Source organism: Trebonia sp., assembly GCF_030042015.1.
Taxonomy (GTDB): domain Bacteria; phylum Actinomycetota; class Actinomycetes; order Streptosporangiales; family Streptosporangiaceae; genus Trebonia.
In genome coordinates, this window is the sequence record NZ_JASIAL010000491.1 from 1 (window position 1) to 15,160 (window position 15,160).

General features: G+C 68.0%; 13 protein-coding genes and 2 pseudogenes. 7 read left to right on the forward strand and 8 right to left on the reverse strand.

Translation table 11 applies throughout. The features are described from left to right. From Q1N79_RS26075 to Q1N79_RS26085, 3 genes are all read left to right on the forward strand, one after another. Positions 1-414: hypothetical protein (locus Q1N79_RS26075; protein WP_300613446.1), on the forward strand; the 414-nt coding region annotated here is incomplete at its 5' end. After that, positions 411-719, forward strand: a complete 309-nt coding sequence (locus Q1N79_RS26080; RefSeq protein ID WP_300613448.1) for a helix-turn-helix domain-containing protein — start codon at positions 411-413, stop codon at positions 717-719. The genes Q1N79_RS26075 and Q1N79_RS26080, both read left to right, overlap by 4 nt. Before the next feature lie 64 nt (positions 720-783). Further along, positions 784-1,581 carry a hypothetical protein gene (locus tag Q1N79_RS26085; RefSeq protein ID WP_300613450.1) on the forward strand — a complete coding sequence of 266 codons (798 nt, stop codon included), beginning with the start codon at positions 784-786 and terminating at the stop codon, positions 1,579-1,581. A 24-nt stretch (positions 1,582-1,605) separates the two neighbouring features. On the opposite strand, the gene Q1N79_RS26090 is transcribed toward Q1N79_RS26085, so the two are convergent. From Q1N79_RS26090 to Q1N79_RS26105, 4 genes are all read right to left on the reverse strand, one after another. Further along, the gene (locus tag Q1N79_RS26090; RefSeq protein ID WP_300613452.1) at positions 1,606-2,286 is read right to left on the reverse strand and encodes a hypothetical protein; all 681 of its coding nucleotides are present in this window, start codon (positions 2,284-2,286) and stop codon (positions 1,606-1,608) included. Positions 2,287-2,439: 153 nt separating this feature from the next. Continuing rightward, positions 2,440-3,291 carry a helix-turn-helix transcriptional regulator gene (locus tag Q1N79_RS26095; RefSeq protein ID WP_300613455.1) on the reverse strand — a complete coding sequence of 284 codons (852 nt, stop codon included), beginning with the start codon at positions 3,289-3,291 and terminating at the stop codon, positions 2,440-2,442. 139 nt (positions 3,292-3,430) lie between these two features. Further along, the gene (locus tag Q1N79_RS26100; RefSeq protein ID WP_300613457.1) at positions 3,431-4,033 is read right to left on the reverse strand and encodes a hypothetical protein; all 603 of its coding nucleotides are present in this window, start codon (positions 4,031-4,033) and stop codon (positions 3,431-3,433) included. A 501-nt stretch (positions 4,034-4,534) separates the two neighbouring features. Next, positions 4,535-5,347 (reverse strand): HD domain-containing protein, encoded by an 813-nt coding sequence (locus tag Q1N79_RS26105; protein ID WP_300613459.1) that lies wholly within the window; start codon positions 5,345-5,347, stop codon positions 4,535-4,537. 385 nt (positions 5,348-5,732) lie between these two features. Here Q1N79_RS26105 and Q1N79_RS26110 point away from each other — a divergent pair, with 385 nt between their 5' ends. Beyond that, positions 5,733-6,746 carry a hypothetical protein gene (locus Q1N79_RS26110; RefSeq protein ID WP_300613462.1) on the forward strand — a complete coding sequence of 338 codons (1,014 nt, stop codon included), beginning with the start codon at positions 5,733-5,735 and terminating at the stop codon, positions 6,744-6,746. A 98-nt stretch (positions 6,747-6,844) separates the two neighbouring features. Here Q1N79_RS26110 and Q1N79_RS26115 read toward each other — a convergent pair whose 3' ends face one another. Then, complete coding sequence (locus Q1N79_RS26115; RefSeq protein ID WP_300613464.1) at positions 6,845-7,189, reverse strand: hypothetical protein; 345 nt, start codon at positions 7,187-7,189, stop codon at positions 6,845-6,847. A 447-nt stretch (positions 7,190-7,636) separates the two neighbouring features. On the opposite strand from Q1N79_RS26115, the gene Q1N79_RS26120 reads away from it, so the two are divergent. Then, positions 7,637-7,909: a DUF3892 domain-containing protein gene (locus tag Q1N79_RS26120; RefSeq protein WP_300613466.1), complete on the forward strand. Its 273-nt coding sequence runs from the start codon at positions 7,637-7,639 to the stop codon at positions 7,907-7,909. On the opposite strand, the gene Q1N79_RS26125 is transcribed toward Q1N79_RS26120, so the two are convergent. Both Q1N79_RS26125 and Q1N79_RS26130 read right to left on the reverse strand, forming a co-directional pair. Then, positions 7,892-8,209, reverse strand: a complete 318-nt coding sequence (locus tag Q1N79_RS26125) for a hypothetical protein (RefSeq protein ID WP_300613468.1) — start codon at positions 8,207-8,209, stop codon at positions 7,892-7,894. The genes Q1N79_RS26120 and Q1N79_RS26125 overlap by 18 nt on opposite strands. Before the next feature lie 670 nt (positions 8,210-8,879). Further along, positions 8,880-9,071 (reverse strand): annotated as a pseudogene (locus tag Q1N79_RS26130) (IS5/IS1182 family transposase); the annotation flags it as partial. A 737-nt stretch (positions 9,072-9,808) separates the two neighbouring features. Here Q1N79_RS26130 and Q1N79_RS30875 point away from each other — a divergent pair. Next, positions 9,809-10,030 (forward strand): annotated as a pseudogene (locus Q1N79_RS30875) (helix-turn-helix domain-containing protein); the annotation flags it as partial. A gap of 144 nt (positions 10,031-10,174) precedes the next feature. Further along, a complete protein-coding gene (locus tag Q1N79_RS26135; protein WP_300613471.1) occupies positions 10,175-13,840 on the forward strand; it encodes an NACHT domain-containing protein in 3,666 nt (1,221 codons plus the stop codon). A gap of 733 nt (positions 13,841-14,573) precedes the next feature. On the opposite strand, the gene Q1N79_RS26140 is transcribed toward Q1N79_RS26135, so the two are convergent. After that, on the reverse strand, positions 14,574-15,160 hold a 587-nt coding region (locus Q1N79_RS26140), incomplete at its 5' end, for a transposase (protein ID WP_300613473.1).

Genomic DNA, 15,160 nt, shown 5'->3' on the forward strand with positions numbered 1-15,160 from the left:
CCGGCCCGCACCGGCGCGGCAGGCACCCGGCTGCGGCTCCGCGCCCTGCACGTGATGGGCCACGGTTCGGCGCGCATCGCCCGCGCCGTCGGCGTCAACGACACCACGATCCGCGACCTGGTCCGCGGCGACACGATCACCATCACCCCCGGGCTGCGCGACGCGATCATCACCGTCTACGACGCCTGGTGGGACAAGCGCGCCCCCGAACGCACCCGCGCCGAGCGCGGCGCGGCCACCGCCGCCCGCCGCCGCGCCATCGCCGGCAACTGGTGCGCCGGCGCGGGCCTCGACGACGACGAACTCGACACCCCCGGCTACCGGCCCGCCAGCGGCTGGAAACCCGCCACCGGAACGGGCGTCGCCCCTGACATCCGCCCGCCGGCGCGACCCCGGAGGAACAGGCACAGATGAGCACCCGCAACCAGCGCCGGGACCCAGACCTCCGCAGCACTGCAGCCGCCCCCGGGACTGCGGAACCGGCCGGAACCGCCGAGCCGGAAGCAGGCCAGGAAGCCACGCGGCTGGCCTACTCCGTCGATGAGGCCGCCCGCCTGACCGGCCTGTCCCGCGACCTGCTGTATGACCAGATGCGACGGGGGAACCTGGCCTACATCAAGGTCGGCAGACGGCGCCTGATCACCCGCCGCCATCTCGAGCAATTCCTCGACATCGGCCCCGAGCCCGTCATCTACCAGGCCGGACGGGCGGGGAGCTGACGTCCCGTGCAGGCACACACGATCCGGCACGCCTCTTCCCGCAGGAGAGCAGAACGGGGCCCCGGTGCGCCGTGACGCACGGACGGGTCCGTTCGCCGACCTGTCCGTGTACGAGCGGCTGATCGATGACGGCGTCGCGGTGGCCGACAGCCGGGGCAGCGCCATCGACCATGTCACGGCCCGCAGGCTGGCCATCTGGCTGGCGTCCCGGCCGCAGCAAGCCGATTTCGCCCGGGGCCTGGCCCGGTTCGCCCAGACCGGGACAATCACCCATGCGCTGAAAACGCAGCTGCGCATCCGGGCCCGCTCGGCGGCCTACCCGCACCAGCCCCAGGCCGCCAGGCTGATGCAGTACTGCATCGCCAGGGGCGCCGACCTCGGCCCGGTCGGCCCGGACTTCGGCAGCGCCTGCGACCAGCTCGACCGCGCCGACGTGATGCTCGCCGGGCTGCGCGACCGCGTCAGGGGCGGTCGCGGCCTGCCGGAACCTGCCTGGCCCGACCGGGAAGGACCCCGGGTCCTTGCGCTGGCCCGCCAGGACTCCGAAAGCCGCACAATCAGCCTCATCCTGGACGCCACCACCGCCAACATCACCATGTTCGCCGTCGCCGCTTACGCCGGTGACCGGGAAGCCCACGTCCGCGAAGTCGAGCAGTTCGGGCAGCACTTGCCCGAAGACTCCTACGGCAGGCGCAACCGCCAGGCCATCGCCGCCCGCGAGACCCGGGTAGCCGCCCGGCTGCGGGCCGTGGAACAGGCCTACCGGATGGCGATCGGCCACGAAGCCACGGTCGCGCCTGAGCCCGCCACGACGCCCCAGGCTGCCGGCCAGGTGGCCGACCGCGAGATGGAGCTGGAGTAAGACCCATAATCCGTCGCCGGCAGGCTAGGCCGCCTGCAACCTCCCGGCCGCCGCGGCAGCAGCCTCAGCGCGCACGGCGGCAACAAGGGCGCTGGCCCGGTCCCGGCCGATCCGCATCTGCTCGCGCAGCCTATCCCGCGAGATGGGCCTGCCGGTCGCCGCACGATGCCCGGCATCCAGTTCCCGTGCCCGCGCGAGCAGGTCGCCGGGCAGCTCCGTCTCGGGCCGGGCTGCCGGGTGCGGCGACGCGGCGGGGAGGCAAACGGAGTAGATCTGGCGCAGCATCCATGGCCCCATCTCGCTCCAGGCGATCAGCAGCACTGGCCCGACTGCGTCGACCAGGGCGGTTCCGAGCATCCGGTGCCCGAGCGCGCCGGAAGTGTTGAGCGCGAGCGTGAGGACGCCGCAGAACCGCAGCATCCGCCGGACCCTGGCGAGCTGGCGGTCGGTGTAGCCGTGCAGGGACAGGAAACGCATCCCGGTCAGCAGCCCCACAACGCTCAGGTCCACGGCCGGGCCGACCAGCCAGGAGATCCACGCGGTGATACCCAGGTCCAGGCACAGCCTGGTCACGTTGCCCAGGCTGAACGCGAACGCCATGATGACGATCGCCGCGGTGATCACGGTGACGGCGCGGCGGGTCAGCGCCTCACCGGGAACCGCCGGGCTGGCCTGTCCGGAAGCTGCAGGGGTAAAGGTGCCCACAGTTGATCCCTTGCTGTGATGTGGTCCGGGGGAAGACCGGACAAAGCACGCATGTCCGGCGCAATCTAGGCCGCCAGTTCCCGCGGACGGCGCACGGTGGCGGCCGGCCTGTGCCGCCGCCGGGCTGCCCTGGCGGCGCAGGCCGGTGCCGTCTCAGATTTCCGACAGTCCGCGGAGCAGGCCCGCGGACTCCGCCGGGCTCAACGCGAAGGCTCTCACCTGGTCAAACACGCGGGCGTACGCCGCCAGGTCCGCCTGGCTGTCCAGGCAGACGCCCCCGCCGGCGCCGCCCAGGTGGACGACTCCCAGCCCGGGCGCCTGCTGGAACTGCAAGATGGCCAGCGAGCCGACGCCGGCGGCCGCGTGCGCCCCGCAGCTGAACGGCAGGACCTGCACGGTGATCATGCCGCTGTCGCCGCTGACCCCGGCCAGCAGCCCGAGCTGCCCGTCCAGCACCCCTGGCCCGCCGACCTCCTGGTGCAGCGCCGCCTCCCCGATGACCACGTGAATGTCGGGCCTGCGCTCGCCCAGGATCGCTTTCTGCCGGGCCAGCACGGCCTCAACGGCCCGGTCCCGCGCGTCATCGTCCGCCAGGCCCGGGTCGGCGTCGGCCAGCGCCCGCGCGTACGCCGGGGTCTGCAGCAGCCCGGGGACCCGCTGCGCCTCATACGCCAGCACCCGGGAGGCGGCCGCCTCCAGGAGCAGGTAGTCCTGCCAGGCGCCCGGCAGCACATCGGCATGCGGCCGGTACCAGCCGCGAGCCTGCCGCGGCTCGGCCACCGCGGCCAGCACCGCCTGCTGCTCGCCGTCAATGCCGTACTCGGCGAGCAGTTCCCGCAGTTCCCTGCCGCGGATGCCGCGCTGCCCGGTCTCGATCCTGCTGATCCTGGACCGGTCGCATTCCAGGATCCGGGCCGCGTCATCGAGCGTGTAGCCCAGGTTCTCGCGGTACCGGCGCAGCGTCCCGCCGACGAGCCGCCGGCGGATGGGGGGTGCCGTGATCACGGTGAATCACACCCTTCGGTCTGGTGGGGGTTCAGGATGCGCCGGACGGGTTGCCGCCCGTTCCGACGATTTATAATCTACTAACATTTTTGCCGGGCATCAACCTGTCGCCACCTGCCATCAGGTGCGGTGTGGGGCGTCAGGTCCCGACAAGCGCCCGCGCCGCCTGGATGATGCGCTCGGCGGTGCGCCTGCTGGTGCCCCAGTCGGCTGCCAGCCCCGCCGCCGACGGCCGGACACCGGAACGAAGCTCAGAAACGACACGGTCCAGCCGCTCATCACCCGCGTACGGGTGCGGCTTGGCCGGAGCACCGGGGGTGCCCGGCTTATGGCCGCCGCCCATGCCCTGGCGGCGGTCGGCGGCGGCCCACACCGTCGAGCGCTTCCACAGCGGGGCGCGGCGGCCCCTGCTCGCCCTGCCGTAGGCGTCAGGCAAGGGGAAGTAACCCAGACGGCGGTTGGCGTGGATCACGTACCGGCTCGCATACCCCAGCATCCGCGCCGCCTCCGCCGCGTCAACCAGGTCGTCCGGCTGGCCGGCCCGGTCGACCCGGGTCAGCGACTCGACCTTGCCCCGCCGGTGCGCCTGATACCAGGCCGTCCACTCGTCCTCATACCAGTAGTCGGTCCGGCCGATTCGCCCGGCCTTCTCCGGATGCCCGGTCCTGGTCCGGTCGCGGTACCAGCTGGTGACGGTACCCGCCGGGACCCCGCGCGCCGCCATGTCAGCGCGGCTGATCACCGGGCGCCCGTTGATGGCCGGAATGAGAATTACCCCCTCGCTACACCGCACCCGACAGCGCGGCCGGAAGCGACCTCCGGCCCGGCCTCGGCCGAGGCCGACCCCGGCATCGTAGCCCGCCAGCAGCCGCACCACTAGGAGACGGCGAACGCGGCCATCTACAATCCCGTGCAAGTTCCGCAGCGCTAAATGCCTGTCTGGTGGGCGTTCAGGAGCGCCGCGGAGCCAGGCGGCCGCGCGGGACCTTTGCCGAGGCGCTGCTCACAGTGCCGCCCTCCAGGGCGGGCCCGTCGGCCGCCACCCCAGGACTCCGCCCGCAGGCCGACCCCAGGTCACCCCAGGTCGAAGACGACCCCGCCCGCAGCCGGTGGGGGCCGCCCGCAAGCGAATGATCCCAGCCATCTAGCTGTCCTCATCCATCCCGAACGAACAGTTCTGGCTCCCTCACGCACCCAGCTCCCGCCAGTGGCCCATCACCGCCGTAGCGGTGCCCAGCGGCCTCTAGGAAGGGACACGCCCGGTGGCGGATGGCCGGCCCGGGCCGCTTCCGGCGTCGTGGTCGTGCCATATCGCGGCGAACCGGCCCGCGGCGCTGTCGAGCTGGGCCGCGATCATGTCCTTGACGCCGGCCGCCAGCGGGGTGTCCGGGCGCAGGATGAGCTCGCGCAGTACCGGCACCAGCGGGCTGTACTTCCCGGCCAGCCTCGACAGCCTCGGCCCGGTGGTATGGATAAGCCCCACCGCGTTGTCGGTGAAATCCGACGCCTTGATCACCCGCGCCCACGGGCTGGCCTCCAGGCTGGCGGCCACGTGCTCGCGGTACTGCTCGTGCTCGTCGCGGCCGGGCTCCCAGACCGGGTTGGTGACCGCCGCGACCAGCCCGGCGGTCCGTTCCCCGAACTGCCCGGCCAGCACCGCGAAGGCGGCCTCCCGGACACCGCCAGGTACCAGCTCGCCGGCATGATCCTCAACGGCATCGTGCAACAGCGCGGCACATGTCACATCCGCGTCAGCGACCCGGTAATGGCTCAGGATCCGGACTGTGACCCGGAGCAGATGGTTAGCGTACGGCTCGCGCTGCCGCCGGTCCCGCGCGTGCAGCCGCGACGCCAGCGCAAGCGCTTCCCCGACACGCTCCCGATCCGCGGCAGGGAGCTGCGCGACCTCCATGAGCAGCCGTTCGCGCAAGCCGGCCTCGCCATGAACGGAGGTGATCGCGTGCAGCGGCATCGCAGCCAGCAGCCGTCTTTCAGCCGGGTCAAGTCCCACGGTTGCCGCGGCGGGCACCTGCTCCGCACTCTCATCCGGCACCACGATCGCCTCCGCCTCAGCTTGGCGCGCCCCGGAAGGGTTCCTCTCCCGATCCAACCGCGATGTGCTGGCCCGCGGGCCCGCAATGTCCTTACTTTTCCCTAAAATCAGCGGGTCGCCGAAAGGCGCCATCACGCGTCCAGCCCGGGCTCTCGCTGGAAGGTTCTTCCATCAAGCTCTCGCCCTGCGGGATCTCCGGAGAGCTCCTTGGTCCGGCTCGCGAGGGGCGCGCCAGGCTGAGCTCGATGAGGCTCTCGCCGCCTTCGCCCACGCCACGTTCGGCGCCCGTCAGATCGGCGCGAGCGAGATCGCCATCCCCTCCTTCACCCGGTACGTCGGGGGCCGTGGGCGACGTGTCCTGTCCGCGGTCCCTGCTGAGGCGCGCCGCGTGTTCATGCGCACCGGGCTCGGTGTCGGTGACAACCTCGCCGCGCTGGCCGCGGTTGATGAGATCCTCGCCGACGTCACCCTCCGCGATCCGGCGGACGAGGCGCTGCTGATCGACCGCATCATCCATGACGCCCTGCAGTTGCCGACAATGGTCCGCTTCTGCGAACGGGACCAGGCAACATCGGCGGCTGTCGAGAATCTGGCCAAAGACTGGAGCCGCAGCTACGAGGTCGACACGTTGCGGCAATCGCACACGGCGGTCGCTCCCGGCGATCCCATGCGGTTCCTGACCGTCCTGGACTCGCTAGTATGTCGCGACCTGGCCTGGGCCGTGTCATCGCTGCTGATCATGCTCGATTTCCGTGATCCAGACTTCGGTGCAAGCCGCCCAATGCCGATGACCTTGACGTCGATGTTGAAGTTCGGCGTGCCGACTCCCGGATCGTGCTTCGCCAGCTCGATGGGCGTCACTGCCCGAGCCGACGCGATCGTGGTTGGCGCGCTGTTTGCGACCTCCGGTGGCTTCACCTACCAGCGGTTTCGTACCTGGCTCGACATCGTGTCCCGGTCAGAGCTCATCGACGCCAGCAGCATCGCGGCCGCCGACCGGCTGCTTGGGCGGGTCGGCCGACGACGGTCGTCGGCAGGCGTCCTTGACGCCCTCGGCCGCGGAGATACCGAAACGGTTCTGCGTCTGGTCGTTCCCGCCGCTGACCAGGTCGCGGCGCTGAGGACAGAGCCCGGTGCACCGATCGCATTCGGGCGAACTCCGTCTGCCGAGAATCCGGACCGCATCGTAATCGACGACGCTCACAGTCGGACCATCGGCCAGCTCGCCCCGACGGACGGACACACCGTGGCCCCGCTGCTCGACTCTGGCGTCTTGGATGGCACGGGCCACTGTCCGCCAACTGGGCATGCTTCGGAGCGGTCGCCTACTACTGCGAATCTCGTTCGAGTTGACACCGATGACAGCCAATGCCCGCAGATAGAACCTGTTTGGCGCGCATAGTCGGCACGCCTCAGCCCGGTCGGCCGCAAGACTGGCAGCATCTCACCATGCGCAAACGTCGAGAGCCCACGGGGTGATCAATCGAAACCACCTCGACGCTACAACGTCGCCGCTCCTGTGGAGCAGTAGACGCCCCGGCTGACGCGCTGGATTTCCCCGCTTGCGGCTAGGTGCGCCAGCCCGCTGCGTACCGCGTTGAGCGGGTTGCCGCGTGACTCGGGCTCCCAGCCGTGCGACATCAGGTAGACCAGTGCCGTGTGTGCGTCGACTTGGCCGTCGCTGGCGACGCATGCCCGCAGCAGGTCGAACGTGCGACCTCGGCTTCCCGTGAATGCCCGCAGCGCCGCGTTCACGCGCTGCAACTCGGCCTGTGTCTCTTGCAGCCGGGCGGCTAGTTGCGCCCGGTAAGTCCACAAGTCATGCTCGGCGACCATCGCTGCCATGCCTCCGACGCTACGGCCTGCAGCGCGGGGGGTCACGCAACCTGACGGCGGGTCGGTTCCCTAATTTTCGGAAAATACCGCCGCGCCGCGCGCCGACTAGCAGTCTGGCATGCAGAGTGCCAGACTTAGGCGGAGCTGAGGCCTCATAGGGAGGTGAGAAGTCCGGGACCGGGGAGCTACACGGCCTGTCAACCATCGCTCCCCGGTCCCGCCGCAAGTTCGGCTGGTCCCTGCCTGCCCATATCAGAGCGCTGCCCGGCCCACGCAGGGGCCACGAACATGAGACGGCACCGGTGTCTTGCGTTGCCCCGTAACCATAACTCACGAGCAGCGGCCTTGAACAGCCGCCCCGCCGTGCGGGGACAGCCGTGGCAGCACGCCGTCCGTCCTCTTCACCCCAGGCCCAGCAGGGGCCTGGACCGTCAATGAGAAAGGGCGGTATTCACCGTGAGTGAGTACCTCATCACGTGCGTGCGCAAGGGCGCGCCTACCGGAGCCGGCCACCGGCACATCATCGGCGTCGGTATCGGCGCTCAGCGGGTCACCGTGCAGGACGTCTACCTGCTGATGGACGCTGGGCACAAGTTCCGCACGGTCAGCCCGACCACGGGACTGGAAGTGCCAGTGGCCAAGTACCGGTGCTGCGGGATTGACACCCTGCGGTCCTACGCCGACAAGCGGTGGGACGACAACCTGGATGCGCTACCCCCGTGTCCCTGACCCGGCCGGATCGGTCTCGATCCAGTCGATAGCGTGATCGGGCGGGAAGGGGCTGGCGCGAAGCGGCTCCTTCCCGGCCCGCGGGTGGCAGGTGTAGCCGAGGGCGATCGCGATGGCGTCCGCGATCCACGGGATGAACGCGTCAGCGTCGGCCGCGGAGATGTCCAGCCCGTACCGGCCGTCCAGCAGCAGGCTGACCTTGCCACCGTTGACTGGCATCGCTTCCAGGAACGGGACGCGCCGGCCGTCCACGATCACCCGGTGACTCTGGAACGGGCCGGTGATCTGGTATTCGCTCATGCCGCCAGCTTTCCCGTTGGTGCCCCCGCCGATGCTTCGGGTCAGTACGCAATCCTCGGCGGCCCCGGACCGATCTCGCCGACTGGATCCATGTAGTCACTCGCAAAAATGGGCGGTGTCATCTGCGCCACCGGCGTGAACCGGGGCAGGGAAGCAGACCACGGCGTAGTCGCCGGTGCCTCTGGGCATAGGGAAGATCATCAGCGGGAACGGCTTTTCGACGACGTATCGGCGAAGCCAGACATATGTAACCCAATGACGGCCGGATCACCGGATGCGGAGAGCCAAACGGGGAGCCAACGCAGACATGCGGTCACCGACGGAGGGCGACTGTGAGCGACAGTCAATGCAGCTAGATGCCATGTCGAGCCATGGTCGGCGACGTTCAGCGATCGTTGGATTGCGCCTTGTAAGCAAAGGGGGCGGTTCGACATACGCTGACAGCTTCTCCCGGCTCGCTGTGCGTCGGAAAACTAACTCCGGCCGTCACGCGTAGTGCGGCACCACAGCATCACCAGATTCAGGCGCGGCGCGCGGATCGCCGAATCGGCACTCATGATCAATGCGGTGCATAGAGGCAGGCCGGCGCACAGATTATCTGTTATGTGACGCAATGGCCGTATGGAATTAGCGCCCAGCCTGCGAGCTAATTAGAGCGCCGGTCAAGTAGTCACGCTGCGAGTTGATCGTCTGTAGCAGTGATTTGTCGGGCCATGACGTGGAGGTTGTGGATAACGGCAGCGCGGCGCAGGTCGAACAGGTTCTTGCGGGTGCCGGTGTAGCGGGCGCGGCGGCCTTGCCGGTGGCCGACGTGGGCGAGGGCGTGCTCGACGGCGACGCGTTCGCGTAGTTTGACGCGCCCGGCAGGTGGTTGCGACGAGCGGCCCGTTCACGCGGACGTGAACGGCGAGCGGTTGACTCAGGAGCCGTTCCTGTCGGCCACGCCCGAAAAGACTGCGCGAGGCGACGGTGTGAACTGCCCATAACGCGGGTCTCGGGGCTGGCGGGCAGCGAGGCTTCGGGGTGGTTGCCGCCGACACGTGGTGTCAGGTACGCGCGTTATGGTCAGGCTCATTATTCCGGTCCCTGCGCATCCGTCACGATTGGGCGGGTTCATGGCGTATGAGGATCAAGGGGGATGCGTCTGGCGAACTACTGAGATCGGGAACATCTCACAAAGTCGAGGATTTGCTGCAGGACCTTCCGTGCGTCCTCGCGTCGCAGTTCTTCCTTGAAGAACACGGCAGGTATGACAACGAAGGCGAACACAAGGAAGGCCATACTGGCGATCCAAATACCGAACGTAACCCCGGCATGCTCGGCGTAGCCTCCGTGGAAAGCCGCAACGGCCGTGAATGCCTCGTAGATTACGAAAGAGCACCACACAGTTCGTACCCCGCAGTTCCGCCTAGCCGTGTCTGATCAGCATCAGGATCAGACGGCTGGCGGCCCGTGACAATGGATTGGGACGTTCTGGAGCCAGACATGGACACTGCGGAGGTCTTTTACCTGGCCAGCTGAAGGTTCTGAGCTGAGCCGTCTAGACTGTCGGTACGGGGATCTGGACAAGGGCTTCGCCCCCGAGAGCGGGAGAGGCGGATGGGCACGCCACCGGATGTACCTAGCGGTCCGGCGACGGCTAGGACGGTTGCCGAATTCGGCTCGTATCTGCGGCTGGTACGAGCTGGAGCGGGCCTGTCGCTCCGTGGACTTGCCGACGCCACCCGTCATGACCCTGTTCCACTGACTCGATCCCAACTAAGCCGCGTAGAAAACGGAAGAGTCCTTCCAGGGCCGCGGTGGTTGGATGCCTTCCTAACTCAGTGCGGCATACGGGTCGGCTCTAGAGACTATCGATCATGGGAAGCAGTGCGAAAGCGACTTGCCCGTGCTCAGGGCGGGGAATCACTCGATTTTGGCGATCTGCCGAACCGGCCTTCCGCTCCTGTGGTTGCTAGTCAATCCTTGGAGCGCGACAATGTATCGCGTCGGATCGCCACGAGCGAGATTGTGGCGTATCTCAACGCGCTTATCGACTGGGTTAGCAGCGACCCGTGGCCGCAGCACAGTCGCTTTGGCGGGCCGATGCTCACCCCAGCGGTTATCGAACGCAAGCTGCGGGTCACCGTCCCGGGCCAGGCGGACGGACAGGATTTCGACGCCGATCAGATGGCGCAGCAGTGTCGGCGGCTGGTCGTGCTGGGCGGGCCGGGCACTGGCAAGACCTGGCTGGCTAAGCGTATCGCCCGGCGCTCCGCGCAGAAGGCCCTTGAAGCTCTGGCGGCGGGCAGCAGCCTGGCCGACGTGGAGTTGCCGCTTTACACCACCTGCTCGCGCCTGTTCAACGCCAGTGGCATCATCCGCGAAGCGGCTGTGTCAAGCGCGCTCGAACAACTTGGTGACCTAGGCGTCTTTCAGGTCAGCGCAGTTGTCCACAGGTTTTTCACCGCGAGAGACGGGCCGGTTGTGCTGGTGATCGACTCCCTCGACGAAGCTCACGGTTGTAGCGAGCGGCTCCGCCAGGCCGGTACGCTCCCGTGGCGGATCGTTCTGACCAGCCGCCCAAGCTCGTGGGACCACCAGCTTGACATCGACAAGGAAAACGACTCCCACCGGGTCGGTCAGCTGCAGCCATTGCAATACCCCGACGATGTCGAACCCTTCATCCACCGCTGGTTCAGTCACCGGCCAGAGCAGGGAAACGATCTTGCCGCTCAGATCGCCCGGCGCCCCGGCCTCCAGAAGGCCGCCACCATACCGCTGATCCTGGCCTTCTACTGCATCGTCGGCGGCCGTGAACCGCTGCCGGTCTTCAGGCACGACCTTTATGCCAAGGTGCTCAGGCGCATGCTGACCGGCCGCTGGCGCAGTGATTACGACCGCCACCCCGATGTAGACACCTGCCTCAGTGCCCTCCGGGCATTGGCCTGGTCGGGGGCCACTAGCCACCCCGTCTCCGGCACGGGGACATGGGCGGACGACATTCCGGCCGAGTCCTGCCGACTGGGGAAGGCTGACCAAGACGCGTTCGATCACGTCGCTGCGCCGCTCGGTCCCTACGACTTCGAGACCGGCAAGACCATGCGCCGCTTCATCCACCGGTCGCTCCGTGAGTATCTCGTGGCCGAGCACGTCGCCAGCCTTCCCCCGGACAAAGCAACCGAAGCGCTCCTGCCTCACCTCTGGTACGACCCCGACTGGGAGTATTCGGCACCGTCAGCGCTCGCCATGCACCCTGACCGCGATCAGCTGCTGCAGGACTTGATCCGGCATGTCACCAAGTCGGACCAGGTCCCCGAGGACCTTTCCGCCATCGATGCCGGATGGCAGTTCCGCAGGTTCCTCGCGAGGGCAGCCTCCGAATCCGACAGGGCCGACTGGTCGCCCGACGCTGCCGGATTGATTGACCGGGCCAGGGTGGCGCTCGCGCGGTCAGCCTGCACCGGCGACCTCTGCGGGGCAGCGTCCTGGGAGACCTCGAACCTCCAGGCCCGCGAGGTGCTACTCAGGCAACTGGCTGACCCGGCCCACATCCCTTCCAAACGGCTGACAGACAGAGCGGACCAACTCGCCCCGGGTGCGGAGGATTTCGAGCGAGGCCGCCAGGCGCTGGCCCTGGTGGACGAGGTAGTCCAACTCGCTCACACATCAGAGGACAGGCGCCGGACCCGCGGAGCGCTGCTCGGTTTGCTCGCCGGCCAGGCCAACGCCGGGGACCTGGCCGCAGGGCTGGCAGGCGGCTTGATGCAGCTCGACCCGACAGAGGACGACAAACACCGGGCCCGCGGGTCACTCCTCACGCTGCTGGCCCGCGAATACTGGAGCCAAGAAACCGGACCCATCGTGGGCAGGGTCGTCCAGCTGGCCCAGACGCCGGAGGACAAGCGCCAGGCCCGCGAGGCGCTGCTCAGCCTTCTCGACGGCCGGAACGGTGACTGGCGGGCCGAGGAACTGGTGGGCGGCTTGATGCAGCTCGACCCGACAGAGCAGGACAAGCGTCTGGCCCGCACAGTGCTTCCCAGGCTGCTGGCCAACCCCATAGTCAGCGCTTGGGCCGCCACCCGGCTGATGTGCAAGTTCGACCAGATCGTCCAGGACGAGCCGGACAAGCGCCAGGTCCGCGATGCGCTCCTCGAGCAACTGGGCAACGAGACGCGAGCTGATGTGGCCGTAAAGCTGGCGAGCGTATTGGCCGAGCTCGACCCCACGATGCAAGACCAACACCAGGTCCGTGATGCGCTTCTCAGGCTCCTGCCAGACCAGGCCGACAGCCGAGATACCGTAAGACTGGTAAGCGAGTTGGCTCAGTTCGGTCCCACGGCGCACGACAAACGGCAGGTCCGTGAGACCCTGCTCAGGCTGCTGGCCACGGACACCCGCAGTTTTGAGGTCACAGAACTGGTAGGCGCGCTGGCCGGGTTCGACCCTACGGCGCACAACAAGCTGCAGGTCCGTGAGAAGCTGCTCGGGCTGCTGCCCGGCCAGACCTCCCCTCCCGACCCCCGCGACACCTCCCCCCGAAACACCGCTCTGCTGGTGGACCGGCTGGCGCCGGTCACCCCGGCGGAGCAGGACAAGCGCCAGGTCCGCGAAGCCCTACTCAGGCTGCTGGCCGGGCTGATGGCCGACCAGACCCAGACCGACGGGTGGGGCGGCGACCAGGTGGCCGAACGGCTTGTAGGCGGACTAGTCCAGCTTGCCTCGACACCTCAGGAGAAGCGCCAGGCCCGCGAGGCGCTAATTGTCCTGCTGGTCAGTAAGACAAAAGGCTGGGTGACCGAAGAACTGGCCAGTGAGGTAATCAAGCTCGACCCGACGGAGCAGGACAAGCGCCAGGTCCGCGAGGCGCTGCTTAGGCTCCTCACCGGCCGGAACGACGGCTGGGGAGCCGAACGACTGGCGGGCGCGGTAGCCAAGCTCGACCCGACAGAGCAGGACAAGCATCAGGTCCGTAAAGCACTGCTCATGCTCCTCACCAGGCTCAAGCTCGCAGACAGCCAGGGCAGCAGCCAGGATGCGGCGCGGCTGACGGGCCGACTAGCCAGGCTCGATCCCGCAGAACGGGAGAAGCGCGAAGCCCGCGATGCGCTCCTCCGGCTCCTGGCCTGCCAGAACAACTTCGACGCCAGTAAGCTGGTGGACTGGATAGTCCAGCTCGCCTCGACAGAACAGACCAAACGCGAAAACCGCGAGGCGTTGCTGAACCTGCTGACCGGCGAGATAGGCGGCTGGGTCATCGCACCGATACTGGACGGAGTCCTCCTGCTCGGCCCGACAACTGAGGACAAACACAAGGCCCGGGAGGCGCTGCTCACGCTGCTGGCCGGCAAGACAAGAGCCTATGCGGCGGAACACCTGGTAGGAGCGCTGCTTCAACTCGACCCGACAGCGGAGGACAAACGCCGAGCCCGCGAAGTCCTGCGCCGACTATCGGCCGGTCAAACCCGCAGCATCATCGCCGGGCGGCTGGTGAACGCGATGGTCAGGCTCGACCCCACAGTCCGCGATCTCAACACCTTGCATGCCGCAGGATGCCCAGTGACCATGGAACTGCTCTCCGCCGCGCACCGGAACTCAGCACTTGACGAATGGCTCGGGGTTCTTCCCTCGCTGAAGTCGTTCTCCGGCTGAACTCGCAGACTATCTCAAGGGCGCCAGAACGGCTCGCTACTGAGGCAATCGGTTACGTTGCGTGCTAATTCCGTCGCCGCCGATCGCCTGGGCTAGGCAACAGCAGGTAGCTGTCAGTAACTACTCCACAGGCCGTCACGGTAGCCGTACTCGCGAGTCGGTCCGGACCCGCACCCAATTGCTCATGCTCATCCGGAACGCCAGCGACGCATCATTGCTCACTGGTCAAAACGCCGCAGGTCGGCGAACCGCGATTGCTCATGATCGTCAGGATCCTACAACGGCCGGCTGTAGGATCCGGCCCTTAATGCGCACTGTCCGCCGAAGATGCGCACTGTCCGCGCAAAATCCGGGATTCCTGCGCAACCACCTTGGACTGTAGTTACCCATAGTAGTGGGGGCTCTGGGCAACCGGTAGGTCTGGTCGTCAAGTCGCGATGCCCAATCGTCACATCAGGTAACCGGGCGGCAGTGTGGCCAAGTTGCGGGGTTGACGCCTATCGATGCTCCTATGGTTGTCAAGGCCTTCTTTGGCAGGGAATTGGGCTGGATTTGATCGCTGCTGTGAGGCGGACAAGACAGGGATGGGTCGCTCCGGGTGGAGGGCAGGCTCTTATCAGGTCACGAAAGTCAGCAGCTGCAGGAATGGGCCCGGGGCGGTCGGCTGATCGTTCGAAGGCCAGCACGTCTGCGGCAGCCGATTAGCGGGCCAGGCCGCCCCGGGAGCTTTTCGTCAGCCGCGGAGATAGGGGTAGACCTCGCGGGCGACGTACCGCTTCAGGCAGCGGATGATTTCCTTCTTCGACAGCCCTTCCGCGGTGCGCCGCTCGACGTAGGCGCGGGTGGCGGGATGCGCGCTCATCCGGGTGATCACGATCCGCCACAGGGCATGGTTGGCCTCGCGGTTCCCGGCGCGGTTGAGCCGGTGCCGCCTGGTCTTGCCTGAGGAAGCGGGGATCGGGGCGACGGCGCACATGTGGGCCCAGGCGGCCTCGCTGCGCAGCCGCTCCGGATGGTCGCCGGCGGCGATCAGCAGCAAGGCGGCGGTGTCGGGACCGACACCGTAGAGGCTGAGCAGGCCCGGCGCGCGGACGGTCACCAGCGGGACGATCAGGTCGTCCAGCCGCTCGATCTGCGCGTCGAGGAATTCGACGCGGCGGCCGAGCTCGCGCAGCGCGATGCGCAGTGAGTAATCAGCGGCGTCGCCGGGCCGGGGCCGCAGGGCCGCGACCGCCTCCGCCAGGGCGCCGGCCCGCTTCCCGGCGAACCGGACCCGCAGCTCATCCGGGCCGGTCAGGATCAGGGCGCGGGCCTGGTTGA